At 59.2% G+C, this 26,679-nt stretch carries 24 protein-coding genes; 12 read left to right on the top strand and 12 right to left on the bottom strand.

From position 1 onward, the window contains the following. Positions 1-186: 186 nt before the first annotated feature. A complete protein-coding gene (fdhA, locus tag DU29_RS0100560) occupies positions 187-1,386 on the top strand; it encodes a formaldehyde dehydrogenase, glutathione-independent (RefSeq protein WP_028619940.1) in 1,200 nt (399 codons plus the stop codon). Between the two features lie 163 nt (positions 1,387-1,549). After that, a complete protein-coding gene (locus DU29_RS0100555) occupies positions 1,550-2,107 on the top strand; it encodes a DUF2780 domain-containing protein (RefSeq protein ID WP_028619939.1) in 558 nt (185 codons plus the stop codon). A 1-nt stretch (position 2,108) separates the two neighbouring features. Here the strand turns inward: DU29_RS0100555 and DU29_RS0100550 are convergent, their stop codons facing one another. Then, positions 2,109-2,996, bottom strand: a complete 888-nt coding sequence (locus DU29_RS0100550; RefSeq protein ID WP_028619938.1) for an acyltransferase — start codon at positions 2,994-2,996, stop codon at positions 2,109-2,111. 310 nt (positions 2,997-3,306) lie between these two features. Between DU29_RS0100550 and rloA2 the strand changes: the two genes are divergently transcribed. From rloA2 to DU29_RS0100510, 8 genes are all read left to right on the top strand, one after another. Further along, complete coding sequence (rloA2, locus tag DU29_RS0100545; RefSeq protein WP_028619937.1) at positions 3,307-3,813, top strand: retropepsin-like aspartic peptidase RloA2; 507 nt, start codon at positions 3,307-3,309, stop codon at positions 3,811-3,813. A 59-nt stretch (positions 3,814-3,872) separates the two neighbouring features. Beyond that, positions 3,873-4,553 carry a two-component system response regulator CreB gene (gene creB / locus DU29_RS0100540; RefSeq protein ID WP_028619936.1) on the top strand — a complete coding sequence of 227 codons (681 nt, stop codon included), beginning with the start codon at positions 3,873-3,875 and terminating at the stop codon, positions 4,551-4,553. Next, on the top strand, positions 4,553-5,980 hold the full coding sequence (creC, locus tag DU29_RS0100535; protein WP_028619935.1) for a two-component system sensor histidine kinase CreC: 1,428 nt from the start codon (positions 4,553-4,555) through the stop codon (positions 5,978-5,980). The genes creB and creC overlap by 1 nt, the downstream gene beginning before the upstream one ends. A gap of 149 nt (positions 5,981-6,129) precedes the next feature. Further along, a complete protein-coding gene (locus tag DU29_RS0100530) occupies positions 6,130-6,429 on the top strand; it encodes a hypothetical protein (protein ID WP_028619934.1) in 300 nt (99 codons plus the stop codon). A gap of 114 nt (positions 6,430-6,543) precedes the next feature. Beyond that, on the top strand, positions 6,544-7,914 hold the full coding sequence (gene creD, locus DU29_RS0100525) for a cell envelope integrity protein CreD (protein WP_028619933.1): 1,371 nt from the start codon (positions 6,544-6,546) through the stop codon (positions 7,912-7,914). A 328-nt stretch (positions 7,915-8,242) separates the two neighbouring features. After that, positions 8,243-9,307 carry an RHS repeat protein gene (locus DU29_RS1000000133100; protein WP_050483047.1) on the top strand — a complete coding sequence of 355 codons (1,065 nt, stop codon included), beginning with the start codon at positions 8,243-8,245 and terminating at the stop codon, positions 9,305-9,307. A 12-nt stretch (positions 9,308-9,319) separates the two neighbouring features. After that, entirely contained in the window at positions 9,320-10,270 is a 951-nt protein-coding gene (locus DU29_RS1000000133095) for an RHS repeat-associated core domain-containing protein (protein ID WP_050483046.1), read from the top strand. Between the two features lie 246 nt (positions 10,271-10,516). After that, entirely contained in the window at positions 10,517-10,855 is a 339-nt protein-coding gene (locus tag DU29_RS0100510) for a hypothetical protein (RefSeq protein ID WP_028619932.1), read from the top strand. A gap of 22 nt (positions 10,856-10,877) precedes the next feature. Here the strand turns inward: DU29_RS0100510 and DU29_RS0100505 are convergent, their stop codons facing one another. From DU29_RS0100505 to DU29_RS0100470, 8 genes are all read right to left on the bottom strand, one after another. Further along, on the bottom strand, positions 10,878-11,507 hold the full coding sequence (locus DU29_RS0100505) for a glutathione S-transferase (RefSeq protein ID WP_028619931.1): 630 nt from the start codon (positions 11,505-11,507) through the stop codon (positions 10,878-10,880). Between the two features lie 265 nt (positions 11,508-11,772). Further along, positions 11,773-11,952, bottom strand: a complete 180-nt coding sequence (locus tag DU29_RS0100500; protein ID WP_028619930.1) for a hypothetical protein — start codon at positions 11,950-11,952, stop codon at positions 11,773-11,775. Continuing rightward, entirely contained in the window at positions 11,949-13,079 is a 1,131-nt protein-coding gene (locus DU29_RS0100495; RefSeq protein ID WP_028619929.1) for a PepSY-associated TM helix domain-containing protein, read from the bottom strand. Before DU29_RS0100495 ends, DU29_RS0100500 begins: the two co-directional genes overlap by 4 nt. Positions 13,080-13,151: 72 nt before the next feature. Then, positions 13,152-15,587 carry a TonB-dependent siderophore receptor gene (locus DU29_RS0100490; protein WP_028619928.1) on the bottom strand — a complete coding sequence of 812 codons (2,436 nt, stop codon included), beginning with the start codon at positions 15,585-15,587 and terminating at the stop codon, positions 13,152-13,154. Between the two features lie 243 nt (positions 15,588-15,830). Then, on the bottom strand, positions 15,831-16,805 hold the full coding sequence (locus tag DU29_RS0100485; RefSeq protein WP_028619927.1) for a FecR domain-containing protein: 975 nt from the start codon (positions 16,803-16,805) through the stop codon (positions 15,831-15,833). After that, positions 16,802-17,320, bottom strand: coding sequence for an RNA polymerase sigma factor (locus DU29_RS0100480; RefSeq protein WP_028619926.1), 519 nt, complete (start codon positions 17,318-17,320; stop codon positions 16,802-16,804). The genes DU29_RS0100485 and DU29_RS0100480 overlap by 4 nt, the downstream gene beginning before the upstream one ends. 238 nt (positions 17,321-17,558) lie before the next feature. Then, positions 17,559-18,266 (bottom strand): 3'-5' exonuclease, encoded by a 708-nt coding sequence (locus tag DU29_RS0100475; protein ID WP_028619925.1) that lies wholly within the window; start codon positions 18,264-18,266, stop codon positions 17,559-17,561. Next, positions 18,263-20,197: a putative nucleotidyltransferase substrate binding domain-containing protein gene (locus tag DU29_RS0100470; RefSeq protein WP_028619924.1), complete on the bottom strand. Its 1,935-nt coding sequence runs from the start codon at positions 20,195-20,197 to the stop codon at positions 18,263-18,265. Before DU29_RS0100470 ends, DU29_RS0100475 begins: the two co-directional genes overlap by 4 nt. A gap of 258 nt (positions 20,198-20,455) precedes the next feature. Between DU29_RS0100470 and DU29_RS0100465 the strand changes: the two genes are divergently transcribed. Then, complete coding sequence (locus DU29_RS0100465; protein ID WP_028619923.1) at positions 20,456-20,902, top strand: response regulator; 447 nt, start codon at positions 20,456-20,458, stop codon at positions 20,900-20,902. A 183-nt stretch (positions 20,903-21,085) separates the two neighbouring features. Here DU29_RS0100465 and DU29_RS0100460 read toward each other — a convergent pair whose 3' ends face one another. After that, complete coding sequence (locus tag DU29_RS0100460) at positions 21,086-23,263, bottom strand: malate synthase G (protein WP_028619922.1); 2,178 nt, start codon at positions 23,261-23,263, stop codon at positions 21,086-21,088. A gap of 537 nt (positions 23,264-23,800) precedes the next feature. Here DU29_RS0100460 and DU29_RS0100455 point away from each other — a divergent pair. After that, positions 23,801-24,319 (top strand): glycine cleavage system protein R, encoded by a 519-nt coding sequence (locus DU29_RS0100455; protein WP_028619921.1) that lies wholly within the window; start codon positions 23,801-23,803, stop codon positions 24,317-24,319. Between the two features lie 214 nt (positions 24,320-24,533). Here DU29_RS0100455 and rarD read toward each other — a convergent pair whose 3' ends face one another. Further along, positions 24,534-25,421 carry an EamA family transporter RarD gene (gene rarD, locus DU29_RS0100450; protein WP_028619920.1) on the bottom strand — a complete coding sequence of 296 codons (888 nt, stop codon included), beginning with the start codon at positions 25,419-25,421 and terminating at the stop codon, positions 24,534-24,536. 204 nt (positions 25,422-25,625) lie between these two features. Next, positions 25,626-26,600, bottom strand: a complete 975-nt coding sequence (locus DU29_RS0100445) for a serine/threonine protein kinase (RefSeq protein ID WP_028619919.1) — start codon at positions 26,598-26,600, stop codon at positions 25,626-25,628. Positions 26,601-26,679 lie beyond the last annotated feature (79 nt).

Genomic DNA, 26,679 nt, shown 5'->3' with positions numbered 1-26,679 from the left:
GGCTCCCACAGGGTTTTGTGTCTGCCCACAAATCCCGTGTTCACTCGAATCCCTGTAGGAGCTGGCTTGCCAGCGATGAGGCCCTGACAGACAACACAAATCACACAGGCAACACCCAGAGCAATCAACGCGCCGCCGCTCCAGGGCGACGCGACCGCTACATAAAAACAACAGCGAGGTGAAAGCATGTCTGGCAATCGTGGTGTGGTGTATCTCGGCGCTGGCAAGGTCGAAGTACAGAATATCGACTATCCGAAAATGCAGGATCCGCGCGGCAGGAAGATCGAACACGCCGTCATCCTGCGCGTAGTTTCCACCAACATCTGTGGTTCCGATCAGCATATGGTGCGCGGCCGGACTACCGCTCAGACCGGTCTGGTGCTGGGTCACGAAATCACTGGCGAAGTGATCGAGAAGGGCAGCGACGTCGAGAATCTGCAAATCGGCGATCTGGTCTCCGTACCGTTCAACGTGGCGTGCGGCCGCTGCCGCTCCTGCAAGGAAATGCACACCGGCGTCTGCCTCAGCGTCAACCCCGCACGTCCGGGCGGAGCGTACGGTTACGTCGATATGGGCGACTGGACCGGCGGCCAGGCTGAATACGCCTTGGTGCCGTATGCCGACTTCAACCTGCTGAAACTGCCGGACCGCGATCGCGCGATGGAAAAAATCCGCGACCTGACCTGCCTCTCCGACATCCTGCCAACCGGTTACCACGGCGCGGTGACCGCGGGCGTTGGCCCGGGCAGCACGGTGTACATCGCCGGTGCCGGTCCGGTTGGTCTGGCGGCTGCCGCTTCCGCGCGATTGCTGGGCGCGGCAGTGGTAATCATCGGTGACGTCAACACCGTGCGCCTGGCTCACGCCAAAGCGCAGGGTTTCGAAATCGCCGACCTGTCGCTCGATACCCCGCTGCACGAACAGATCGCCGCATTGCTGGGCGAACCAGAGGTGGATTGCGCCGTCGACGCCGTCGGCTTCGAAGCGCGCGGCCACGGTCATGACGGCGTGAAACACGAGGCTCCGGCCACGGTGCTCAATTCGTTGATGGGTGTGGTTCGTGTGGCCGGCAAAATCGGTATCCCGGGCCTGTATGTGACCGAAGATCCGGGCGCCGTAGACGCCGCTGCGAAAATGGGCAGTCTGAGCATTCGCTTCGGCCTGGGTTGGGCGAAATCCCACAGCTTCCACACCGGGCAGACGCCAGTGATGAAGTACAACCGCCAGCTGATGCAGGCGATCATGTGGGACCGTATCAACATCGCCGAAGTGGTGGGCGTTCAGGTGATCAGCCTGGATCAGGCACCGCAGGGCTATGGCGAGTTCGATGCGGGCGTGCCGAAGAAGTTTGTGATTGATCCGCACAAGATGTTCAGTGCGGCCTGAGACTTCGTGCAATGCTGAACGGCGGCCCTCGGGTCGCCGTTTTTGTTTTGATCACGGCGACAATCGGCGGTCGTTCTGAGGAACATGCCGGGCCATACCCGGTCCAAACCGCAGTTTTGCCGCCCCTAGCCGGGCGGTTTCATGGCTAAAAGAGGATGTCTGAATGAAGATTACACGCGGTTTTGCACTGGCCTCGCTGATGACTCTGGTGGCCAGCCCGGTCTTTGCTCAGTTCAACCTGAACGATGTCGCCGGGGTGGTAGCCGGTATGCAGGGCGGCGACAAGGCTGCGGCTGTGGCGCCAACCCCGGAGACGGCAGGTCTGCTGAGTGCGCTGAGTGCGTTGAAGGTCTCGCCAGAGCAGGCCGTCGGCGGCACCAGTGCGATGTTGGGGCTGGCGAAAAACCAGCTCAGCAGTACCGATTATTCCGAACTGGCCAAGAGCGTACCGGGCATCGACAAACTGTCGGGCGGCAGCGGTAATCTGGCGGCGTTGAGCGGCTTGCTCGGTTCGTCCGCCAAGACTGCCGGGCTGGAAAATGCCTTGGGCACCGTCAAGGACACTAATGACCTGAACAACGCTTTCAGCGCGTTGGGCATGGACAGCGGCATGATCGGCCAGTTTGCCCCGGTGCTTTTGCAGTACCTCGGTCAGCAGGGCGTCGGCGGCTCGCTGCTGCAGAGCCTCGGCGGCATCTGGGGCGCCGGCACCGGCAGTTGATTCAACAGCGTTCGGCGCGCAAGGCGTCGATACGCTGATCTTTCTCGATCCAGAGCTGGTTGACCCAGTTCTGGACCTTCCCGCGAAACAACGGGTCGTTTTCGTAATCGCCCTGCCACAGCGCCGGGTCGAGTTCACGGGTTTTGATGTCGATGATCACCCTCGGCACGACGCCGCAGATCAGGTTCCAGAATCCCGGAATCTTCTGCTGCGGATAGACCACGGTCACATCGAGAATGGCGTCCAGCTGTTCACCCATTGCCGCCAGTACAAACGCCACGCCGCCCGCTTTGGGCTTCAGCAAATGGGTGAAGGGCGATTGCTGCTGGTTGCTTTTGATCGCGGTGAAGCGGGTGCCTTCGAGGTAATTCACCACCGTCACCGGTTGACGCTTGAACAGCTCGCACGCGGCTTTGGTGATCTGCAGATCCTTGCCCGCCAGCTCGGGGTTTTTCGCCAGAAAAGCCTTGGTGTAGCGCTTCATGAACGGGTAATCCAGCGCCCACCAGGCCAGTCCCAGGAACGGTACCCAGATCAGTTCTTTCTTGAGGAAGAACTTGAAGAACGGCGTGCGCCGGTTGAGTGCCTGGATCAGCGCCGGGATATCGACCCACGATTGATGGTTGCTGATGACCAGATACGAGGTGTCACGGCGCAGATCATCGCCGCCGCGGATGTCCCATTGCGTGGGGATGAACAGGCGGAAGATCAGTTTGTCGACCTCGGCCCAGGTCTCGGCAATCCACATCACCGCCTTCGAGGCGTCGTCGCGATAGCGACCGGGCAACACCAGTTTAAGCAGGGCGAACACCAACAGCGGCCCGATCAGGAGCAGGGTGTTGAGCAACAGCAGCAAGGTAACGAAACAGCCGGTGAGCAGGCGGCGCATAGGTAACTCTTGAAAGCTTGTAGACGCGCCATGATAAGCAGCTTGGGGCGGGAGGCCAAATCGTTGGTGACGAATGTTTCACGTTTGTCGCGGTATATTTCGACGCCACTCAGATCACATTGCTCCGGTGACTGGTCCGGCCTCATCGCGGGCAAGCCACGCTTCCACAGTTTTTTGTATCGCCCACAGAATTACGGTACGACACGAAACGTGGGGAGCGTGGCTTGCCCGCGAAGCGAACTCAGAAACGAACGAATTCCCCGCTGACGGTCTAAAATCCCGCTGCTCACTTTCCCAGGACACCGATCACGTGAAATCCCTCCTCGCACTGCTTACCCTCGTGGCTCTGCCGGCGCTGGCCGCCGAGCCGACCCTGTACGGTCGCTACGAATACATCGCCCTGCCGGAAATCGGCGGTGAAGTGCTCAAAGCCAAAATGGACACGGGTGCGCTGACCGCATCGCTTTCCGCCAAGGACATCGAAACCTTCACCCGCGACGGCGATGAATGGGTGCGTTTCCGCCTCGCCACCAAAGGCGCGAGCAACAAGGTTTACGAACACAAAGTCGCGCGGATCAGCAAGATCAAGGCCCGCTCCGAGGAAGACGAGGACGACAAGGAAGGCGCCGAGCCCACCAAGCGTCCGGTTGTCGATCTGGAACTGTGCCTGGGCAAGGTGAAACGCACGGTCGAGGTTAACCTCACCGACCGCAGCAGCTTCAATTACCCCTTGCTGATCGGCGCCAAGGCTCTGCGCGAATTCGACGCCGCCGTGAACCCGGCGCGTCGCTACACGGCAGACAAACCCGACTGCTGATTGACGGCGTATCAGCCTTGAGGCACCGTTCGCCCACCTTACTGTCGGGCTCGGACGCCATGCCTCATATCCTGATTGTCGAAGACGAAGCCGCGATTGCCGACACCCTGATTTTCGCCTTGCAGGGCGAGGGCTTCACCACCACGTGGCTGAGCCTTGGCGCGGCGGCGCTGGACCATCAGCGCCAGACCCCGGCCGACCTGATCATTCTCGACATTGGCCTGCCGGACATCAGCGGCTTCGAAACCTGCAAGCAGCTGCGGCGTTTCAGCGAAGTGCCGGTGATATTCCTCAGCGCCCGTGACGCCGAAATCGACCGTGTGGTGGGCCTGGAAATCGGCGCCGATGATTACGTGGTCAAGCCGTTCAGCCCGCGTGAAGTGGCGGCGCGGGTTCGGGCCATTCTCAAACGCATGGCGCCGCGCGCTGTAGCCGACATTGGGATAGCGTTGTTTCGCATCGACAGCGAACGGGTGCAGATCAGCTATCGTGGTCAATTGCTGACCCTCACTCGCCACGAATTTCGTCTGCTGCAGTGCTTGCTCGAACAACCCGAACGCGTCTTCAGCCGCGAGCAACTGCTTGATGCACTGGGCGTCGCCGCCGATGCCGGGTACGAACGCAGCATCGACAGTCACATAAAAAGCGTGCGCGCCAAACTGCGCCTGGTGAACGCGGACGCCGAGCCGATCCAGACCCATCGCGGCCTCGGTTACAGCTACAGTCCGGTCCACAGCTGATGGCGTTGGGCATCCGGATTTTTCTGGTCTATGTGCTGTTTATCGGCCTGACCGGGTACTTCGTGCTCAACACCGTCATGGAAGAAATACGCCCGGGCGTGCGCCAGTCCACCGAAGAAACCCTGGTCGATACCGCCAACCTGATGGCCGAAATCCTGCGTGACGATTTCAAGGCCGGTACGCTCAATCAGAATCGCTGGCCGCAGTTGCTCAAAGCCTACGGTGAACGCCAGCCACGCGCGACTATCTGGGGCTTGCCGAAAAACCAGGTCAATCACCGGATCTACGTCACTGACGCCAAAGGCATTGTGGTGCTCGATTCCAGCGGCGTCGCGGTGGGGCAGGATTACTCGCGCTGGAACGACGTACTGCTGACCTTGCGCGGCGAGTACGGCGCCCGCTCCAGCCGCAGTGACCCCGAGGATGCCAGCTCCTCGGTGATGCACGTCGGGGCGCCGATTCGTGATAACGGGAAAATCATCGGCGTGGTCACCGTGGCCAAACCCAACAGTTCCTTGCAGCCCTATGTCGATCGCACCGAACGGCGCTTGCTGGCTTACGGCGCCGGCCTGATTGGCCTTGGCCTGCTGTTCGGCGCGCTGTTGTCGTGGTGGTTGAGCGCAGCGCTGCGACGGCTGACCGGTTATGCGCAAGCGGTGAGCGAAGGGCGCAAAGTCGAGGTGCCGCACTATCGCGGCGGTGAGCTGGAGCAACTGGCAACAGCAGTCGAGCAGATGCGCACGCAGCTGGAAGGCAAGGCCTATGTCGAGCGTTACGTGCACACGCTGACCCATGAACTGAAAAGCCCGCTGGCAGCGATTCGCGGTGCGGCGGAATTGCTGCACAGTGAAATGCCGCTGGCGCAACGGCAGCGATTCGTCAGCAACATCGACAGCGAAAGCCGGCGGATGCAGCAGTTGATCGAACGTCTGCTGAATCTGGCTCAAGTAGAACAACGGCAGGGACTGGAGGAACGGACTGCGGTGCCACTGGCAGCGTTGGTCAGCGAATTGATGGCCGCTCAGACGGCGCGAATCGAGGGTAAGCGATTGCGTGTCGAGCAAACCATCGCAGCGGATCTGAACATCATCGGTGAGCCTTTCCTGCTGCGTCAGGCACTGGGCAATGTGCTGGAAAACGCGCTGGATTTCACCCCCGCTTACGGCGTGCTGCGCTTCAGTGCCGAGCGGACGGGAGCGCAGATAGAAGTCAGATTGTTCAACGAGACAGACGCGATCCCCGATTACGCCTTGCCACGTTTGACCGAGCGTTTCTATTCATTGCCGCGCCCGGACAGCGGGCGCAAGAGCACGGGGCTGGGGCTTAATTTCGTTGAAGAGGTGGTGAAGCTGCATGGCGGCGATTTGCGCATCGCCAACGTCGAGGGCGGGGTGGAGGTTACGTTGCGACTCGTAGGACGTAGCTGACAGGCACAAGACTTTCAGCAATAGGATCCTTCCTGATTTCCGGCAGCCAATTGTTGCGCTCTCAGCTCATCCCTAAACTTCGAGGCGACAAGGAGACCGCACAGTGAGTGCGATTTGCGCCAACCGCGAGTTATCAGGGAACAGTGAGCATGAACAAATCAGTCGCCGCTTCATTTCTGTTGATAGTGACCACCGGGCTGACCGGCTGCGCCACCAACCCCAACGTGCTGCAAATGCACAAAGTGACGGCCGAGGCCCTGGGCCTGGCCTCAACGGATGAAATGACCATGGGCCCTGTCAAAAAAGGCACGCCGGACTTTCTGGGTGGCACGGAGCTGACCTTTGAAGCCACCACGGCGAAAGGGCACAAATTTAATTGCTCGACTTACATGACACCCGGCATTCTGCTGGAGCCGCCGAAGTACTCACGGCTGACTTGCACGAAATAGGACTGGGAGGATTCACCAAGGGGGTGGAGCAGTCTCCACATAATCTCCACATTCCCCACACATAACGCCCACACGTCCATCCGAGACTCTCCCCATCCAAACAGGGAGAGTCCCATGAACCGAAATCTGACCTTGAAACTCGGCGCCATCGCGCTGTTGATTCTGCTGTTACTGATCCCGCTGTTAATGATCAACGGGTTGATCAACGACCGCCAGCAACTGCGCGATGGTGTGCTCGAAGACATTGCCCGCAGCTCCAGCTACAGCCAGCAACTCAGCGGACCACTGATGGTGGTGCCGTATCGCAAGGTGTTGCGCACCTGGAAGCTCAACGAAAAAACCAACCAGCGTTATCAGGAGGTTGGCGAGGAGCGCGGACGTCTATATTTCCTGCCGGAGCGTTTCGAACTCGATGGCCAGGTCCAGACCGAACTGCGCAAACGGGGCATTTACGAAGCGCGTCTGTTCCACGCCGACAACCGCATCAGCGGGCACTTTTCGGTCCCGGCTCAACTGGGCATCAAGGAGGACTTTGCCGATTACCAGTTCGATCAGCCATTCCTCGCGGTGGGCATCAGCGACATACGCGGCATCGAAAATGCGCTGAAACTGGAACTCAACGATCAGCGACTGGACTTCCTCCCTGGCAGCCAGGTGGGCTGGTTGGGTGAAGGTGTGCACGTGACGTTGCCGGCGCTGAACGCGGCGCAGGTCACAGAGCTGACCTTCGGTTTTGACCTGCGTCTGCAGGGCACTGGCCAGCTGCAAGTGCTGCCGGTGGGCAAAACCAGCAAAGTCTCGCTGGCCGCCAACTGGCCGCACCCCAGCTTCATCGGCAACTACCTGCCGGTCCAGCGTGAGATCACCGATCAAAGCTTCACCGCCGAATGGCAGACCACGTTTTTCTCTACCAACCTGCAAGAAGCCCTGGTGCGCTGCGTGTCTACCAACACCTGTGATGCGTTCAACGCTCGCAGCTTCGGCGTGAGCTTCATCGACCCGGTTGATCAGTATCTGAAAAGCGACCGCGCGATCAAATATGCGCTGCTGTTCATCGTCCTCACCTTCGCCGGCTTTTTCCTCTTCGAAGTGCTGAAAAGTCTGGCGGTGCACCCGGTGCAATACGCACTGGTCGGGGTGGCCCTGGCGTTTTTCTACCTCTTGTTGTTGTCACTCTCCGAACACCTCGGGTTCGCCTTGGCGTATCTAATGTCGGCAAGTGGTTGCGTGTTGTTGATTGGTTTTTACGTCTGCCATGTTTTGCGCAGCGTACGTCACGGTCTATGTTTTTCGGCGGGACTGGCAGCGCTGTATGGCTTGCTCTACGGCTTGTTGAGTGCCGAAGATTACGCGTTGCTGATGGGCTCGTTGCTGCTGTTCGGCCTGCTGGGCGTGTTCATGGTGCTGACGCGCAAACTGGACTGGTACGGGATCGGACAGAAGCCGGCCAAACCACTGGAGTTCGACATTGGGGTGGTGGAATGAGCCGCTCGCTGGGGTTGCGCGAGGATCAGCGGGCAGGGCGCGTGCTGGCGAGACGAATAGCCAAATTGTTCCTGATACCCGACAGCCTGAGCACGGCTCGACTAACCTGCAGTGACTGCGCACTGAGAGATCAGGTATGGAAACCGGCCACGAACTGCATCGACACACTCCGACATTGGCAATCTGCGATCCCCGAGGGTTAGCCGTTGCCTCTGTTGCCTATTATCGCAAAACAAGTGCCGAGTTGCCTGCAACGCGCAGGACCCGGGAAACGTTTGACGTGGTCGGACGATCCGTGGCGAATTGGGATGCTCGTTTGGGGGCGGGGATGCAGCCGCTCGCTTCGCAGGCAGTAATTCCCGGTTTGTCCGGCACGCCCCTGGTGACGCTCAGTGTGGATGCGGGCTGGCGACTGGCCTTGCAGGATGAAGCAGGGCAGGTCCGACAGCGCTGGGACGCAGCCGGGAACACGACGTGTGTGGAATACGATCTGATGGGCAGGCCACTGAGCGTTGAGCAAGCCAATGCCGATGCTGCCCCGCAGACTGTTGAACGCCTGTACTACGCACCCGCTGCATCCGATGCAAATCTGTTGAACCGCTGCGGTCGACTGATTCGCCATGCTGACACTGCCGGCGTGCGGGAAATGAAGGGTTACAGCCTGCAGGGGCAACCGATCAACGAGTCACGGCGTTTTCTGGCTGAGCTGGATCAGCCGGATTGGCCGATCGACGAACAGCACCAAGATGCCTTGCTTGAGCAGGAGCCAGCCGCGACCTATCTGACTCATTGGCGTTACGACGCCACAAATATGTTGCTTGAGCAAACGGATGCTGCAAGCCACATCCGCAGACACGCCTACACTGTTGCAGGGCAGTCGCGCAGCACCTCGCTGACGGTGGCGGGCAAGTCAGAGCAAACGCTGGTCAGTGAAATTGCTTACAACGCCTTTGGCCAGGTTGAACGCGAAATAGCGGGCAACGGTGTCATCAGTTCCAGTGTTTACGATCCCGCGAATGGCCGGTTTAGGCAGTTGTTGGCCGTCCGGGGTGAGCATCAAGTGCAAGGCTTGCATTACGACCACGACCCGGTGGGCAACATTGTCTGTATGGCGGATGCGTCGCAACCTGTTCGCTGGTTTGCCAATCAGCGAATCGACCCCGTCAACCGCTATCACTATGACTCGATGTATCAAATGATCAGCGCCACGGGCCGCGAAGTGGCAACGGCGGCCCACAGTTCGGTGCTGCCGGAACTGATCTCGCCGCCCGCTCCTTCACAACTGCGCAACTACCGCCAGAGTTGGTCTTACGACGCGGGCGGTAATCTGCTGGAGCAGCGTCACAGCGCTAAGCCCACCCACTTCATGGACATCGATACGCGCAGCAATTGAGGCCTGAAACGGGTGGAAGGCAAAGCCCCGGATTTTGACGCGGGTTTTGATGACAACGGCAATCTGCGGTCTCTTGCGCCTGGCCAGCCGATGGTGTGGACAGCGCGCAATCAACTGGATGCCGTCACTCTGCTAGCGCGCAGTGCGGGCGACAACGACAGCGAGCGTTACGTTTATGACGCTCCGGGTATGCGCTTGCGCAAAGTTAGGCGTGCGCATGCCGCCAGTGTGATTCGCACGGCCGAAGTGCGCTATTTGCCGGGGTTGGAAATACGTACTGAGGGTGTGAGCGGTACTGCTGTAATCCTGCAGGTGATTAGTCTGCAAGCGGGACGCAGCAGCGTGCGACTCCTGCACTGGGAGCGCGGACAGCCGGATGAAATCGAAGAAGACCAGCTACGTTTCAGTCTGGACGACCACTTGGGCAGCAGCACGCTGGAACTGGATCGACAAGGCAAGGTAATCAGCTATGAAGGATATTACCCCTATGGCGGAACCGCTTGGTGGATGGGCCGTTCGCAGGTTGAGGCCAGTTACAAGTTTGTGCGTTATTCGGGTAAAGAGCGCGATGCTACTGGTTTGTATTACTACGGGTTCAGGTATTACGCGCCTTGGGTGCAGCGATGGATTAATCCGGATCCGGCTGGGATAGCAGATGGGCTTAACCTGTTTTGCATGGTGAAGAACAATCCGATTGCGCTGAGTGACACGTTAGGTTTGTACAGTGGTCGAGATGATGATATCGAGAAACAGACCTTGGAAAACTTCGAAATCGCTGTGCGAGGTCGCGTTGACGCCGAAGTCGAGCATCTGGAGGCATTGGATCAAGCGTTTGAATTGGCTTTGGATATATTGGAATCAGCATCACGGTCGTTGGAACATGGAGGCGAAGCCGATGACAGTCTCGAAAATGCTTCAAAAGGTGTTTCAGGGTTCTCTAGTCTCTGTTACCAAACTACTTAGCGACTTTAAAACGCTGATTGATGCTGCGAAATTGCATGCAAAAGGGGGCGCGTTGAGTGATCAGATTGTCTTCGTTAACTCCAACGCTGCAAGACGCGGAGTCATAGCTCGAACCGTAACCGGAGATGAACATAAACGAATTTTTTTCACTCCGATTTTTTTTGAGCGTAACCCCTTACAGAGGGCGAGAACTATTATTCATGAGCTTTCCCATTTGGAACTTGGCACTGAAGATTTTTTTATTATTTGAACCCTCCCGGTCAATCAGGTTTTCTGTCGGGAAAATTCAATGTAGAGAACTTCAACAGGGAAGTGACTGAAATCACCGCCAGGATACCGGGAGAACAACTCATCCAACAAATTGCCGACAGGATTGCTGCGGGTGCACTTGACGACAATACGATGGTGTCATTATTCGGTACCCGCATTCGCTTCATTGTTGAGCACGGCATCATCAAAGGTGGGCGATACAGGGAAAAAATGATGTACAGAAACGCCGATACGATTGCATTGGCTGCAGTTTTCACCGGGCAACGCGCTTTACATAAAACGGCAGCTCCGAAGTTATCCAACAGCACTGTGTAAGAGCCCGGGTTCCTTGAGGATTTCAAACCTTCGGCATCGTAGCCAGCATCGAAGCCCGCTGGCTCACCTCGAAATACCACGCCGCCAACAGCGGATTCACCGCGCGCCATTGCAGATCCGGATGGCGCAGGTCCAGGTAACCCAGCGCACAGGCCACACTGATCGCCGCCACATCGAAATGGCTGGTCAGCTCGGCGATCGCGTCTTTTTCCAGCAATGCCAGACTCCGGCGAATCTTGTCGCGTTGGCCATCGAGCCATTCGTCCCAGTGTTTCTCCGGGGCGCGCAGGGCGACTTCGTAACGAATCAGCACCGCAGCGTCCATGATCCCGTCAGCCAGGGAAGCCAGGGTCAGGCGGCGCCAGCGCGCAGAACCTTCGCGCGGGATCAGTGGGTTACCGACGTGTTGATGATCAAGGTATTCGAGGATGACGCGGCTGTCGTGAATGACGTTGCCATCGGCCAGACGCAGCGCCGGGATTTTGCCCAGCGGGTTGTCTTCGAGGAGTGCGGTATCGGGGCTGACCGGTGTCAGCACACTGGCCTGTAACGCCACACGGTCCTGCTGGCCGGTTTCATGCAGGAGGACCATGACTTTGCGGACGTAGGGCGACAGGGGATTGTGGAACAGGGTCATGCTGGCGGTGGACATGGCGGCGTCTCTGACGATGGCAGTGTCGAGAGCATAGCGCGTTGACCGGGGAGGCATGATGTCGAAAGCATCCCGGCCGCATGCGGGCCAAGTCCAATCCTGGGAACCGTCGCGATGCGAACCCTGTAGGAGCTGTCGAGTGAAACGAGGCTGCGATCTTTTGATCTTGTTTTTACCCCTTGAAGACAAGATCGAGATCAAAAGATCGCAGCCTCGTGTCACTCGACAGCTCCTACAAGGGAGGGGTATGGCGACGTATTTATTATCAGCGGCGTTGCAAAAGGCCCCGCAGGCCGAGCACGGCGGGGATGCCCAGGCCCAGCCAGCTTAGGGAGTCCCACGCGCCATCGCCCAGCAACGCGGCGAACAACCCCGCAGCACTGAGCACACCAATCACCAACGGCACGGCGAATACCTTCCAGAAGCTCGACTGCCGCGGCTTCATGCGTTCGCCTCGGCGTGTTCCAGCACCGGTTTAGCCGCCTTGCGCCGCACCACCCACAGGTAAACCCCGCTGCCGAGCACGATGATGGTCAGCACGTCCATTGCCGCCCAGAGGATCTTCATCGGCATGCCGCCGTAATCGCCGAAGTGCAGCGGTTGCGACATGCCCATGGCGTCCATGTACCACGGCCGTTCGGCCACGGCGGTGACCTGCAAGGTGCTAGCGTCGATCAGCACCGGCGTCAGCAGATGCGAGGTCAAATGGGTACTGCCTTTCATGAACACCGCGTAATGGTGCTCACTGGAGAAGCGAGTGCCCGGGAAGGCGATAAAGTCCGCTTGCATGCCCGGCGCGACCTCTTTGGCGATGTCCAGCAAACGTGTCGCCGACGCCAGTTGGGTCAGTGGCGGCGCATCGCGGTAGGGCGCGACCATCGCGCTGAGGCTGTCATTGCGCCACGCCGCGATCAGCAGGTCGGTGCAGGCACTGATTACGCCGGTCACCCCGACTACCAGCGCCCAGGTCAGTGTGACCACGCCGATCAGGTTGTGCAGGTCGAGCCAGCGCAGCCGGGTGGATTTGTTCTGTCGCACGGTGGCGAATTTCAGGCGGCGCATGAACGGCAAATACAAAACCGTGCCTGACACAATCGCCACCACAAACAAAAGGCCCATGAACGCCAGCAGCAGCTTGCCCGGCAGGCCGGCGAACATGTCCACATGCAGCCGCAGCATCAGCATCATGAAACCGCCGTTGGCCGACGGCATTTCCAGCGCCTCGCCAGTGCGAGCGTCAAGCATGAAGGTGTGGGATTCGTTGGGATGAGTGCCAGCCGTCGGGGCCATGATCGCGATCGCACCGTTGGGTTCGTCGTCTTCGAAGCCAAAATACTGCATGACTTCGCCAGGACGATGTTTTTCCGCCGCCTGCACCAATTGCTGCAGATTCAAATGCGGGGTATTAGCCGGCATTTCCTTCAGCTCGGCGGCATCCCCCAGCAAGTGATCGATCTCGTGATGGAAGATCAACGGCAGGCCGGTAAGCGCCAGCATCAGCAGGAACACGGTGCAGATCAGGCTGGTCCAGGTGTGGACGAAGGACCAGCGGCGGATGGTTTTGCTTTTCATGTTCGGGCCTTCAGAAATGCCGAAGCCGCCCGGTCAGGACGGCTTGGTCATGCTGTGTTTCAGGTCAACCTGTTACCACTTGTAGGTAGCACTGGCGACTACACTGCGCTGGTCGCCGTAATAGCAGTAAAAGCCGTCACAGGTGGAGATGTAATCCTTGTTGAGCAGGTTGGTGGCGTTCAGTGCAACAGAGGCGCCTTTCAAGCTGTTGTCCAGACGACCGAGGTCGTAATGCACGGCCGCGTCATACACTGTGTAGGAGTTGGCCTTGCCCAGCCAGGTGTTGCCCTGATCGCCATAGGTATTGCCGGTATAACGCGCGCCGGCGCCGATGCCGAAGCCGTCGAGCACACCGTTGTGCCAGGTGTAGTCAGCCCACAGAGACGCCTGCTGATTAGGCATCAGTTGCAGGCGGTTGCCTTTGAAAGTGCCTTTCTGCACTTCGGATTTTGCCAGGGTGTAAGCGGCAATGACCTTGAGGTTTTCCGTCACGTCGGAAACGGCTTCCAGCTCCAGACCTTTGACTTTCACTTCACCCGTCTGACTGGTGATCGGCACGTCGGCCACGATAGTGGTAGCGGACACGTTTTTCTGCGTCAGGTCATAAATCGCCGCAGTCAGCAGGGTGTTGCTGCCGGGCGGTTGGTACTTGAGGCCCAACTCCCACTGCTGGCCCTCTGTCGGTTTGAACGATTGAGTTGCTGTGGCGTTGGCGTTGGCGGTCGGCTGGAACGACTCGGCGTAAGACAGGTACGGCACGATGCCGTTGTCGAAAACGTAGCTGATTGCGGCATTGCCGCTGAATTTCTTGTCGCGCTCGGTGTTCGTCGCGCCGTCTTGATTGAAGAACTTGGTGCCGCTGTGAACCCAGTCTTCGCGTCCGCCCAAGGTCAGACGCCAATTATCGAGCGCCATCTGGTCCTGGATGTACAGGCCGGTCTGATAGGTCTTCTGGTCGTAGTCATAGAAGGCATCGGAGCGCGGCGGACGGGTGATCGGCAAGCCGTAGATCGGATTGTTGACGTTGATGCTCGGCGCCGTGCCGAAGATCGACAGGTAATTGGTATTGCTACGCTGGTGGTCGAGTCCGATCAACAGGGTGTGCTGGATGTCACCGGTTGCAAAGTCGCCCTGAAAGTTGTTATCCACAGCGAACTGGCTGATGTCCTCTTCCACATTGGTGGTGCCACGGCCGGTGTTGCCTTGATCGTCGACAACTAAGCCAAATTCCGGAGAGTAACTGTTAACCGTGATCGCCTGAAAGGACGTGTCCGACTTGGTATAGCGAAGATTCTGCCGGAACTGCCAGACATCGTTCAGGCGATGTTCAAAGGCGTAGCCGAGCGCGTAGTAGGTCCGGTCGTAATATTCGTAGTTTGGATCGCCCAGGTTCTTATGGTGCGACACCTTGCCAAACGGCATGTCGATCTTGGTGCCTTGAATCGGGTAAAACTGACTGGTGATGCCGGTATCGTCGCGGGTGAATTGCGTCAGCAAGGTGAGTTTGGTGTCGTCGTCGATATTCCAGGTCAGGCTAGGCGCGATGTTGTAGCGCTTGTTGTCGACGTGGTCGATCTGCGTTCCGCTGTCGCGTATTACACCGCTCATGCCGTATAGAAAACGACCTTCGTCATCGATCTTGCCGGTGCTGGCGAAGTTGATCTGGCGGTGATTGTCGCTGCCGTATTGCACCTGGATTTCACTGCTCGATTCAGCGCTGGGACGACGACTGACCATGTCCAGCAAACCACCCGGCGGCGTCTGACCATAGACCGAAGAAGCCGGGCCGCGCAGCAGGGCCAGACGATCGAGGTTCCAGGTTTCCTGTTTCGGGTTGGCGTACACGCCTTTCGGCAACGGCAGGCCGTCGAGGAATTGAGTCGGTTCGAAACCGCGCACGCGCAACCAGTCGGCGCGGGTGTCACTGCCGTAGCTGCTGGCCGTGATGCCCGGCATGTAGCGCACGGCGTCATCGAGGTTTTGCACGCCGCGATCTTCCATTTGCTGACGGGTCGCAACGGAGATCGAACGCGGTGCTTCTACCAATGCGGTATCAGTCTTGGTGCCTGCGGCGGTACGAGTCGCTACATAACCTTCTACTGGCCCCCACGCGCTTTCAGTATTTTCCACGCCGATCACCGCCGTCTCCGGCAGCGCCATCACGCCCTCCGGCACGGCCACCAGCGTGTAGGTGCCCGCGCTGCTTTGCTCCAGCTGTAAACCCGTGCCACGCAACGCGGCGCGCAGGGCGGCGGTGGCGTCGAACTGGCCGTTGACCGGCGCTGAAGTCTTGCCCGCCGCCAGCGAAGGGCTCAGCGACAACGCAATGCCGGCCTGGCTGGCGATCTGGTTCAGCGTGCTGGCCAGTGGCGCTGCGGGCAGGTTGTAGGCGCGCACGCTGGACGCTTGTTCGGCGGCCATCAGCGCACTGCTGGCCAGCGGGGCGCTAAGGGCAATGGCGACAGCCAGCAGACTGGGGCGCAACAAGGTGTCTAGCGAACGGGACATACAGCGGCTCCTGAAAGGGAATATTTCTCAATTGCCTTGGTGCCGAACGAAAACCGAAAAGTGATAGGGCTGGATGAAAATAATTGTGATTCATCAAGTCAGTGTTGCAACGGATGTGGGATGAAACCGGTTTTCATGGGGCGGCTGATGACCCCATCGCGAGCAGGCTCGCTCCCACATTTGACCGCGGTCCCTGTGGGAGCGAGCCTGCTCGCGAAGGCGATTTGTCCATCGAGACGAATTTCAGGGCTTGGCTTCAGCCTTCGCCACCACCGTCACCCACCACGGTGTTTGCTTTTCAATCTGCACCGGCAGCGTCGGCAGTAACGCACTCAATGCCAGATCAGTGTCGTGCAGCGGAAAACTGCCGGTGATCCGCAAGTCGGCAACCTCCGGCGCAACACCCAGATGCCCGCGACGATAGCGACCGAGTTCGTGCACCAGATCGTCCAGTCGCGTGTTGTCCACCACCAGCATGCCGCGGGTCCAGGCATCGGCGCCAAGGTTGAGCGCGACGATAGGGCCGAGGCCATTGCTGCGCATCAGCACCTGCTGACCTTCGCGCAAAATTTGCTCTTGCGGGCTCGACTGCGGATGAGCGGCGACGGCGGATTTCAACACGCTCAGGCGCGTGCCTTCTTCCTCGCGCTTGACCAGGAAGCGCGTACCCAACGCACGCATGCTGCCTTCGCGGGTTTCGACAATGAATGGCCGCGCATCGCCGTGGCCGGTCTCGACGAGAATTTCACCTTCCTGCAAAACAATCAGGCGCTGCTTCTGATCGAATCGCACGTCCACTGCGCTGTGCGTGTTGAGGTTGATCAGCGTGCCGTCGCTCAGGCGCAAGGTACGTTGTTCGCCGGTCGCAGTGCGCTGATCGGCCAGCCAGTAGTCGATCGGCAGATAACGATCGCCGGCAAACAACGCCAGCCCGATCACCGCCACCACGCTTGCCAGACCGCTGCCCAGCTTGCGAACTCGCCGGCGAATACTTTCGCGCGATTGCAACAGCGCGGCACGGGCTGGCCCGCTGGCCACGCTGAAACGTTGATCGAGCATGCCCAACTGACGCCAGGCGCGGGCGTGTTCTTCGTGGGCCGCGTGCCATTTGGCGAACTCCTCGCGCTCCACCGGGTTGCCGGAATCGAGCGACAGCTGCCAGGCAATCGCCGCGTCCAGCACCTGTGCCGAAACCGGCTTGGAACTGGCGGAGTTCAAAGCGGCTCACCGTAGAGCGCGATGTAGCACTGGCGAATGCCTTGCGCCAGGTACTGACGCACGCGCGGCACCGACACGCCCAGACGCTGCGCGATCTCGGCATGCCCCAGGCCATCGAGACGGTTATAAAGGAAGGCTGCCCGCGCTTTGCTCGACAATTTGCCAAGCAAGCGGTCGATGTTTTTCAAGTCTTCAAGAATCAGTTGCTGTTCTTCAACGGACGGTTGTTCGCCTGCAGGAATCAGCATGAGTTCGGTGAGGTAAGCCTGTTCCAGTGCGGCGCGACGGAAATAGTCAAACAACAAACCTTTGGCAATCGCCACCAGAAACGCCCGCGGCTCGCGTGGCTCCTTCAATTCATCGCGTCCCAGCAAGCGCACGAAAGTGTCCTGACTCAGGTCTTCGGCCCGTTGCGGACACGCCACGTTGCGCCGCAGCCACGTCAACAGCCAGCCGCGATGGTCCCGGTATAACGCACCGACGAGCTCACTGTGGGGGCTTTGGACTGACGACACGCAGCATCACCGATTGGGAAATGTTAACTAACGAGAATTGTTCGCGATTGTCGCAGAGGCGCGGGAGGTAAGCAATTGGCCACTGGTCGGGTCGGGATTGTGCAGTTAGACCGCTTTATCGTTCATCGCGGGCAAGCCTTGCTCCCACGGGTTTTGCGTCGCACACAAAACGGGAGAACAAAAACAAGCCTGTGGGAGCAAGGCTTGCCCGCGATTGGCCAGCACAATCACCGCAGTACTAAAAAGACGGCGCTCGCTGTCGGCGTTTCCATTGACTCACCCGCTGCTGCAGATTCAACGGGCTATGAATCTGTTGTTGACGTGCGCGGCTGAACAGGATCAGCGCCAGTTCCGCCGTGGCGAGCGCATCGGCGCTGGCATTGTGGCGCTCGAACACCTCCAGCTTGAACCACTCGATCCATTCGTCCAGGCCCGCCTCGCGAATGTTTGCTTGCGGACACAGCAGCGGCGCAAGGTCCGCCACGTCCAGAAACGGATGATGCAGTTTGTAGCCCAGATGATCCTTCAATGCGCGCCCGAGCATGTGCCGATCGAAAGGAGCATGAAACGCCAGCAGCGGACTGTCGCCGACAAATTCCATGAACTCCAGCAAGGCGTGCGCCGGGTCGCTGCCGGCGGCAATTGCGCTCGGCCCCAAGCCATGAATCAGCACGCTGGGGCCGAGTTTGAGCTCGTCACATTGCAGGGTGCGCTCGAATTGCTGGCTGAAGTCGATCGCGCCGTCCTCGATCACCACTGCACCGATCGACAGCACCCGGTCCTTGTTCAGATTCAGCCCGGTGGTTTCCAGATCGAGCACCACCCAGCGTTGTTCACGCAGGCTGCATTCGCTCAACTCGACCACGGTTGGCAAGCGTTTCAGCCGCTGTTGCTGCTCATTGGAAATCGCCACGCTGGCCGGGCGCAACCATGAAAATAGACTCATAGCTGATACCGCAGGGCCAGGCTGCTTTGCAGGCGTTGTGCCTGGCGCAGGGATTCGCGCAGGATGCGTCGGTCCAGATGGTTGAGGCTGTCCGGATCGACCCTGTTCGAGTAAGGCAGATTCTCGCGGGTCTGTAGCTGATGTTGCTGCATGCGGGTTTGCTGAATGAAGTGATAGGCCTCTTCGTACGCCGCGCCGTCCAGCCGCTCGATGACCTCTTTGGCGACCAACTGGCGGAAACGCTCCAAGGTGTTATTCGCCTCGATGCCATGGGCCAACGCCAGCAGACGCGCGCCGTCGACAAAGGGCGTCAGGCCCTGAATTTTAAGGTCCAGCGTGGCCTTTTCGCCGTTTTTGCGCGCCAGCACAAACTCGCGGAAACGTCCTACCGGCGGACGGTTGCGCAGCGCGTTTTCGGCGAGCATGCGCTGGAACAGGCGATTGTCGCTGACCTGATCAAGAATCCCTTTGCGCAGCTGTTCGCAACCTTGCTCGTTGCCCCAGACCACGCGCAGGTCGAAATAAATACTCGAACCCAACAGATTCTCCGGCGTCGCTTCGCGAATGAACGCCGCGAAGCGCCGCGCCCACTCGGCCCGGGACAAACACAGCTCGGGGTTGCCGGCCATGATGTTGCCCTTGCACAGGGTGAAACCGCACAACGCCAGGCTCTGATTGATCTGCTGGGCGATCGGCAGCAGCTTGCCGCGAATCTCGGCAGCGTGCGCCGCATCCCGTGCTTCGAACAAAATGCCGTTGTCCTGATCGGTGTGCAGCGTTTGCTCGCGGCGACCTTCGCTGCCGAAACACAGCCAGCTGAACGGCACGCCGGGGTCGCCTTTCTCGGCCAAGGTCAGCTCGATCACCCGGCACACCGTGTGATCGTTGAGCAAGGTAATAATGTGGGTGATCTGCGTCGACGACGCGCCATGGGCGAGCATGCGCTCCACCAACTGGCCGATTTCACCGCGCAGCGCCACGAGGTTATCCACGCGCTGAGCGCTTCGGATGGTCCGCGCCAAGTGAACCAGATCGACCCGTTGCAGGGAAAACAGATCACGCTCGGACACCACGCCGCACAAGCGTTGATCCTTGACCAGACAGACGTGGGCAATATGCCGCTCGGTCATGGCAATCGCCGCGTCGAAGGCGCTGTGGTCCGGCGACAGAAAAAACGGCGCAGGGGTCATGTGCCCTTCGATGCGCTCGTTGAAGTCGCTGGTGCCGCCCGCCACCACCTGGCGCAGGTCGCGCAGGGTGAAGATGCCCAGCGGGGCTTTGTCTTCATCGACGATCACGATGCTGCCGACCTGCTGCTCGTGCATCAGGGTCACGGCTTCCCGCAACGGTGTCGCGGGACTGCACATCACCGGATGGCGCATGGCCAATTCGCCCAGTCGGGTGTTGAGCGAGTATTGCGTGCCGAGGGTTTCCACGGCTTTCTGCTGAACTTGCTGGTTGACCTGATCGAGCAAACTGCTCACACCGCGCAGGGCAAAGTCGCGAAACGCGTTGGACAGGGCGAACAGTTTGATGAACGCCAGCTTGTTCAGCTGCAGGCAAAAGGTATCTTCGGCGGCGAGGTGCTCGGTCCGCGTGGCACGCTCGCCAAGCAATGCCGCCAGAGGAAAACATTCGCCCGTGGTGATTTCGAACGTGGTCTCGGTGCCACCCTTGGCCGTGTGTGGACGTTCACCCACCACGCGGCCTTGCTTGACGATGTAGAAGTGTTCGACCGGGCCATCGGCAGGCTTGATGATGCTCTCGTCTGGCGCGTAAAAACGCAGCTGACATTGTTCCACCAGGTACGCCAGGTGCGCGTGTTCCATCTGATTGAAGGGCGGGAAGCGCTGAAGAAATTGCAACGTGCCCTGGATGTTCTGCAACACCGCGGTTTTCCCTGCCTGTGTGAAGGCGTCCGCTTTACTCATAACCGTTACCGCATTTTTTTTGGAATTGTTGTTGTCGGATGACTGAGCCATGGTCGACCCCTGCGCGCAGGGTGCCCATTGGACGTAAGTCTAGGTAGGCAGCGGAGCTTAAGAAGTTTCGGAAAATCCTTACGTAACTATGGGAAGAACCTATGCTTTTATCTATTGGAAATAAATCCGACGAAGTGCACATTAGCGGTCCACTTAGCGCTGTCTCACCACTGTGCTGGGGATTGATCTGGAAACGTAGAGAAAGCCATGTCCGACCACGATATTTTGACTGACGACGAGCGCGAGGCGCTGAGCGCAGTCATGCTCGAGCCTGATTTACCGCCGCAACGGGTGCTGATCGTTGACGACGATAAAGACGCGCGCGAGCTGTTGTCGGAGATTCTGGGGCTGGATGGAATTCGTTGCCTGACGGCGGCGAGTGGCGAAACGGCGCTGAAGATGCTCAGCGAGAAGCCGTCGATTGGCCTGGTGATTACCGATCTTCGCATGGGCCATATCGATGGGCTGGACCTGATCCGCCAGGTTCGCGAGTCGGATCGCGCGGCGCTGCCGTTTATCATCGTCTCCGGTGACGCCGATGTGCAGGACGCGATTGCGGCGATGCATTTGAGCGTGGTGGACTTTCTGCTAAAACCGATTGATACCGTCAAATTGCTCGGGTTGGTGAAGCATGAGCTGGGGATGGAGCCTTAGCGCAACCCAAAGCTGTAGGAGCCGGCTTGCTGGCGATCCTGACACAGCAGATCTACAGGTCAAACGCGTGATCGTTCATCGCCAGCAAGCCGGCTCCTACGGGAGCGTGATATAGGGAGCTTACCCACAAAAAAGCCCTGATCTTTCGATCAGGGCTTTTTCATTTGTGGCATCAACGCTCAATCACAGGCCATTGGCAGCCTTGAATTCACGACGACGGCGGTGCAACACCGGCTCGGTATAGCCATTGGGCTGCTTGGTACCTTCCACCACCAGTTCGACCGCTGCCTGGAAGGCAATGTTACTGTCGAAATTCGGTGCCAGTGGGCGGTACAGCGCGTCGTTGGCGTTCTGACGGTCAACCACTGGCGCCATGCGCTTGAGGCTTTCCATCACTTGCTCTTCGGTGACGATGCCATGACGCAGCCAGTTGGCGATGTGCTGGCTGGAAATACGCAGCGTGGCACGGTCTTCCATCAGGCCGACATCGTTGATGTCCGGCACTTTCGAACAGCCCACGCCCTGGTCGATCCAGCGCACCACATAACCGAGAATGCCCTGGGCGTTGTTGTCCAGTTCGTTCTTGATCTGTTCTGCAGTCCAACTCGGGTTCACGGCCAGCGGGATGGTCAGGATGTCGTCGACCGACGCGCGCTCGCGTTTGGCCAGTTCAGCCTGACGGGCGAACACATCGACCTTGTGGTAGTGCAGCGCATGCAGTGCAGCCGCAGTCGGCGAGGGCACCCACGCGGTGTTCGCACCGGCCATCGGGTGCGCGATCTTTTGTTCCAGCATCGCCGCCATCAGGTCGGGCATCGCCCACATGCCTTTACCGATCTGCGCGCGACCTTGCAGGCCGGTGCTCAAACCGATATCGACGTTCCAGTTTTCATAAGCGCCGATCCACTTTTCAGCCTTCATGTCAGCCTTGCGCACCACCGGGCCGGCTTCCATCGAGGTGTGGATTTCATCGCCGGTACGGTCGAGGAAACCGGTGTTGATGAACACCACGCGCTCGCTCGCCGCCTTGATGCACGCCTTGAGGTTGACCGTGGTGCGGCGCTCCTCGTCCATGATCCCGACTTTCAACGTATTGCGCGGCAGCTCAAGCACGTCTTCGACGCGTCCGAACAGCTCGTTGGCGAACGCGACTTCTTCCGGGCCGTGCATCTTCGGCTTGACGATGTACACCGAGCCGGTGCGGCTGTTCTTGCGCGAGCTGTTGCCGTTGAGGCTGTGAATCGCTGCAAGGCTGGTGACCAGACCGTCGAGAATGCCTTCCGGCACTTCGTTGCCTTGGCTGTCGAGGATCGCATCGATGGTCATCAGGTGACCGACGTTGCGCACGAACAGCAGCGAACGACCGTGCAGGCTCAGTTCCTTGCCGTCGACGTCGGTGTAGGTCCGGTCCGCGTTCATGGTGCGGGTAAATGTCTTGTCGCCCTTGGAAACTTCTTCCGCCAGGTCGCCTTTCATCAGGCCGAGCCAGTTGCGGTAGATCACCACTTTGTCGTCGGCATCGACGGCAGCGACGGAGTCTTCGCAGTCCATGATGGTCGTCAGTGCGGCTTCCATCAGGATGTCTTTGATGCCGGCCGGGTCGGTCTGGCCAACCGGAGTGCTGGCATCGACCTGGACCTCGAAGTGCAGGCCGTTGTTCTTCAGCAGGATTGCGGTCGGTGCGCTGGCATCGCCGTGGAAACCGATCAGTTGAGCATCGTCGCGCAAGCCGGAATTGCTGCCGCCCTTGAGGGCAACCACCAGTTTTCCGTCAATGATCTTGTAACCGGTGGAGTCGACGTGCGAACCGGCGGCCAATGGTGCGGCCTCATTGAGGAAGGCGCGGGCGAAGGCAATGACCTTGTCGCCGCGGACCTTGTTGTAGCCCTTGCCTTTTTCCGCGCCACCGGCTTCGCTGATGGCGTCGGTGCCGTAGAGCGCGTCGTACAACGAACCCCAGCGAGCGTTCGAGGCATTGAGCGCGAAGCGGGCATTCATGACCGGCACCACAAGCTGCGGGCCGGCCATGCGCGCGATTTCGTCATCGACGTTTTGCGTCGTCGCCTGGAAATCCGCCACTTCCGGCAGCAGGTAACCGATGTCCTGGAGGAAAGCTTTATAGGCCACCGCATCATGCGCTTGACCCGCACGAGTCTGGTGCCAGGCATCGATGCGAGCCTGGAAATCATCGCGTTTGGCGAGTAGGGCTTTGTTCTTCGGCGCCAGGTCATGAATGACCTTGTCGGCGCCGTCCCAGAACTTGTCGGCGGTGAGACCGGTACCGGGAATGGCTTCGTTGTTCACGAAGTCGAACAGGACTTTGGCGACCTGAAGGCCACCGACTTGAACGTGTTCAGTCATTGCTTGCCTCACTCTGCTCAGCTATTTCGCTTTTCAGCTCTTCAAATTGACAATGAAGCCTCTGGCTATTTAAACCACAAACCCCTTCTACCAGTACATGCCATTTCGGGCGGCTGGGTGGTAACCGATCAACGGCTTGGAGGCCTTGCTGACAGGGCTTTCAGGGTTGCGATTGCGCCTGCGGCAGACATCGATCCAAGGTTATGTAGTGCGCGCTGCGGCATACTACATGATGAATTGCGCTTGTGAAAATCAGACTAAATACGTCGTTGTGCGACGCCATGACGCATTGCGGTCACGACGGGGAACGGGATGTTCTCAAAAAACTATTGGATTGTTCCAGTTAAATATCAAAAGTTGTACACGATTTGTGCTTTTCAATTGAATCGTTAGTGCGCCGTTCGCGGGCAAGCCTTGCTCCCACCCGGATCGCGCAGGCTTGTGGGAGCATGGCTTGCCCGCGAGGGCATCAGTCGACTCACCACAGATTAGCCCCTTGCCTATACTTCCTTTTCGATAACAAAAGAGGGCTGCGCCATGGACCACCTCGTACTGACAGTATTTGCACCGGACAAGGCCGGGCAGGTCGAGCGCATCGCCCAGTGCATCGCCGAGCATGGCGGCAACTGGCTGGAGAGCCGCATGTCGCGCATGGCCGGGCAGTTTGCCGGGATTCTTCGGGTGGGCGTGCCGGCCGAGGCCTACGATGAATTGGTCGACGCTCTGCAAGCGTTGTCGACCCATGGTATTCGCGTGCTGATCGCCGAAAGCGGCATCGAGCAATCCTGCACCTGGAAACCGATCGCCATGGAGCTGGTGGGCAATGATCGTCCGGGCATCGTGCGGGACATCACGCGTTTATTAAGTGAACAGGGCGTCAACCTTGAACGGCTGGTGACAGAAGTCCGTCCGGCGCCGATGAGCAGCGAGCCTTTGTTCCACGCCGAAGCCATTCTGGCTGTGCCGCTGACCTTGTCCCTGGATGTTTTGCAGTCGCGTCTGGAGACGCTGGCAGACGATCTTATGGTCGAATTGGTGCTGCGCAGTGAACCTTGATCAGTTATCCAAGTTAAACGTGCACCTGCCTGTGGATAACCTGTAGAGACTGCCCGCCAGCCCACGCCGGCCGGGCGTCTTCAGCCTCTGATCAAAAAACCAGCAGTTTCAACAAGTTGTGCACAAACGGCGGGGATCACGCTGTGGATAACCTTGGGAAGGATGCACACAGGCCACGATGGACGTGGCCTGCAGAGGTTTGTACGTTTTCTGATCAGCTGCGGCGGCGCAGACTTATCCACGCATCGACGCTGTAGATCGCCAAACCTGCCCAGATAAACATGAACGCAACCAGCGTGCTCGACGACATATGCTCATTGAAGAGCAGTACTGCCTGCAGCAGCACCAGCGTCGGCGCGATGTATTGGAGAAATCCCAATGTCGTGTAGGGCAAATGCCGTGCAGCGGCGTTGAAACACACCAGCGGTATCAGCGTCACCGGTCCGGCGGCGACCAGCCACCAAGCCTCGGAGGTGCTCCAGAATTCAGCTTGAGCACTGTTTGCCCCGGGATTGAACAACAACCAGGCAACGGCGATCGGCACCAGCATCCAGGTTTCCACCACCAGACCGGGCAGGGCCTTGACCGGCGCCTGCTTGCGAATCAACCCGTAGAAACCGAACGTTAACGCCAGCACCAGCGACACCCACGGCAGACTACCCACCTGCCACACTTGCTGCGCCACACCGGCCGCCGCCAGACCCACGGCGATCCACTGCATGCGCCGCAGCCGCTCACCCAGAATCAGCATGCCGAGCAACACGTTTATCAGCGGATTGATGTAGTAACCAAGACTGGCTTCGAGCATCCGGTCGTTATTTACCGACCAGACGTAAGTCAGCCAGTTGGCCGCGATCAGTGTGCCGCTCAACGCCAGGATCGCCAGCCGTTTGGGGTTGTCGCGCAATTCGCGCCACCAGCCCGGGTGCTTCCAGACCATCAGCAGCAACGCCCCGAACAACGCCGACCAGAGCACCCGGTGGATGATGATTTCCACGGAGGGGACATTGGCGATGGCTTTGAAGTAGAGCGGGAAAAGTCCCCAGATGATGTAGGCACTCAGGCCCAGGATGTACCCGCGACGCGGGTTGGCGGCTTGCATGCGGAATCCTTGCATAGGCAGCTAACAAAGAGGGGATTGTAAGGAGATTTGTCTGTGAATGTCCTGCCTGATTAGGTCGGGCAGTTGTGAACACAATATCTGTGGGAGCGAGCCTGCTCGCGAAAGCGGTATGTCAGTCGACGTCTCTGTTGAATGAAAGTCCGTCTTCGCGAGCAGGCTCGCTCCCATTAGGGATTGAGTGTGTCAAAACAATTTCAGGGGTTCTTCATTCAGCGCGGACAACTGCTCGCGCAACGCCAGTACCTGATCGCCCCAATAACGCTCGGTGCCGAACCACGGAAAGCTGTGCGGGAACGCCGGGTCGTCCCAGCGGCGGGCGAGCCAGGCGCTGTAGTGCATCAGGCGCAAGGCGCGCAGCGGCTCGATCAGTGCCAGTTCGCGCGGATCGAAATCATGAAACTCGTTGTAGCCGTCCATCAATTCCGACAACTGCCCCAGGCATTCCTGACGATCACCGGCGAGCATCATCCAGATGTCTTGCACCGCAGGGCCCATCCGGCAGTCGTCAAGGTCGACGATGTGGAACATCTCATCGCGGCACATCATGTTGCCGGGATGGCAATCACCGTGCATGCGGATGTTCTGGTGCGGCGTTGCCTTGTAGACCTCTTCCACACGCTTGAGCAGGTCGCGGGCGACTGACTCGTAGGCTGGCAGCAGGCTCTTGGGGATGAAGTTGCCTTCAAGCAACGTGGTCAGTGAGTCGTGGCCGAAGTTCTTCACGCCCAGCGCTTCACGGTGTTCGAACGGCTTCGTCGAGCCCATCGCGTGAAAGCGGCCGAGCAATTGGCCGAGGCGATACAGCTGATCGAGGTTGCCCGGCTCCGGCGCCCGGCCGCCGCGCCGTGGGAACAGGGTGAAACGGAAACCGTTGTGTTCGTGCAGGCTGGCGCCATTGTGGATCATCGGTGCCACCACGGGTACGTCGCACTCGGCGAGCTCGAAGGTGAATTGATGCTCTTCGAGAATCGCTTCGTTGGTCCAGCGCTGCGGGCGATAGAACTTGGCGATCAGCGGCTCGGAGTCTTCGATGCCGACCTGGTAGACGCGGTTCTCGTAGCTGTTGAGCGCCAGAATGCGCGCGTCGCTGAGAAAGCCGATGCTTTCGACGGCATCGAGCACGAGGTCGGGGGTAAGCGTTGCAAACGGGTGGGCCATGCTGACTCCTGCGCGCAGCAGGCTGCCGCGTCCGGCCAAGCATGGTAGCGCAGACGGGGAGGGTTTAGGGGTTGCACTT

This window comes from Pseudomonas sp. Ant30-3, assembly GCF_000690905.1.
GTDB lineage: Bacteria > Pseudomonadota > Gammaproteobacteria > Pseudomonadales > Pseudomonadaceae > Aquipseudomonas.
Note: the sequence above shows the minus strand (reverse complement) of the source record. Positions and strands in the feature narration are given on the sequence as shown.

What these genes read in the sequence shown, in the direction of transcription:
- creB (WP_028619936.1), top strand. Translation starts at nt 3,873, where the DNA reads ATGCCTCATATCCTGATTGTCGAAGACGAAGCCGCGATTGCCGACACC.
- DU29_RS0100550 (WP_028619938.1), bottom strand. Translation starts at nt 2,996, where the DNA reads ATGCGCCGCCTGCTCACCGGCTGTTTCGTTACCTTGCTGCTGTTGCTC.
- DU29_RS0100490 (WP_028619928.1), bottom strand. Translation starts at nt 15,587, where the DNA reads ATGTCCCGTTCGCTAGACACCTTGTTGCGCCCCAGTCTGCTGGCTGTC.
- rarD (WP_028619920.1), bottom strand. Translation starts at nt 25,421, where the DNA reads ATGCAAGCCGCCAACCCGCGTCGCGGGTACATCCTGGGCCTGAGTGCC.
- DU29_RS0100555 (WP_028619939.1), top strand. Translation starts at nt 1,550, where the DNA reads ATGAAGATTACACGCGGTTTTGCACTGGCCTCGCTGATGACTCTGGTG.
- DU29_RS0100470 (WP_028619924.1), bottom strand. Translation starts at nt 20,197, where the DNA reads ATGAGTAAAGCGGACGCCTTCACACAGGCAGGGAAAACCGCGGTGTTG.
- DU29_RS0100465 (WP_028619923.1), top strand. Translation starts at nt 20,456, where the DNA reads ATGTCCGACCACGATATTTTGACTGACGACGAGCGCGAGGCGCTGAGC.
- DU29_RS0100505 (WP_028619931.1), bottom strand. Translation starts at nt 11,507, where the DNA reads ATGTCCACCGCCAGCATGACCCTGTTCCACAATCCCCTGTCGCCCTAC.
- DU29_RS0100455 (WP_028619921.1), top strand. Translation starts at nt 23,801, where the DNA reads ATGGACCACCTCGTACTGACAGTATTTGCACCGGACAAGGCCGGGCAG.
- fdhA (WP_028619940.1), top strand. Translation starts at nt 187, where the DNA reads ATGTCTGGCAATCGTGGTGTGGTGTATCTCGGCGCTGGCAAGGTCGAA.
- DU29_RS0100500 (WP_028619930.1), bottom strand. Translation starts at nt 11,952, where the DNA reads ATGAAGCCGCGGCAGTCGAGCTTCTGGAAGGTATTCGCCGTGCCGTTG.
- DU29_RS0100475 (WP_028619925.1), bottom strand. Translation starts at nt 18,266, where the DNA reads ATGAGTCTATTTTCATGGTTGCGCCCGGCCAGCGTGGCGATTTCCAAT.
- DU29_RS0100460 (WP_028619922.1), bottom strand. Translation starts at nt 23,263, where the DNA reads ATGACTGAACACGTTCAAGTCGGTGGCCTTCAGGTCGCCAAAGTCCTG.
- DU29_RS0100530 (WP_028619934.1), top strand. Translation starts at nt 6,130, where the DNA reads ATGAACAAATCAGTCGCCGCTTCATTTCTGTTGATAGTGACCACCGGG.
- DU29_RS0100445 (WP_028619919.1), bottom strand. Translation starts at nt 26,600, where the DNA reads ATGGCCCACCCGTTTGCAACGCTTACCCCCGACCTCGTGCTCGATGCC.
- creD (WP_028619933.1), top strand. Translation starts at nt 6,544, where the DNA reads ATGAACCGAAATCTGACCTTGAAACTCGGCGCCATCGCGCTGTTGATT.
- creC (WP_028619935.1), top strand. Translation starts at nt 4,553, where the DNA reads ATGGCGTTGGGCATCCGGATTTTTCTGGTCTATGTGCTGTTTATCGGC.
- DU29_RS0100495 (WP_028619929.1), bottom strand. Translation starts at nt 13,079, where the DNA reads ATGAAAAGCAAAACCATCCGCCGCTGGTCCTTCGTCCACACCTGGACC.
- DU29_RS1000000133100 (WP_050483047.1), top strand. Translation starts at nt 8,243, where the DNA reads ATGCAGCCGCTCGCTTCGCAGGCAGTAATTCCCGGTTTGTCCGGCACG.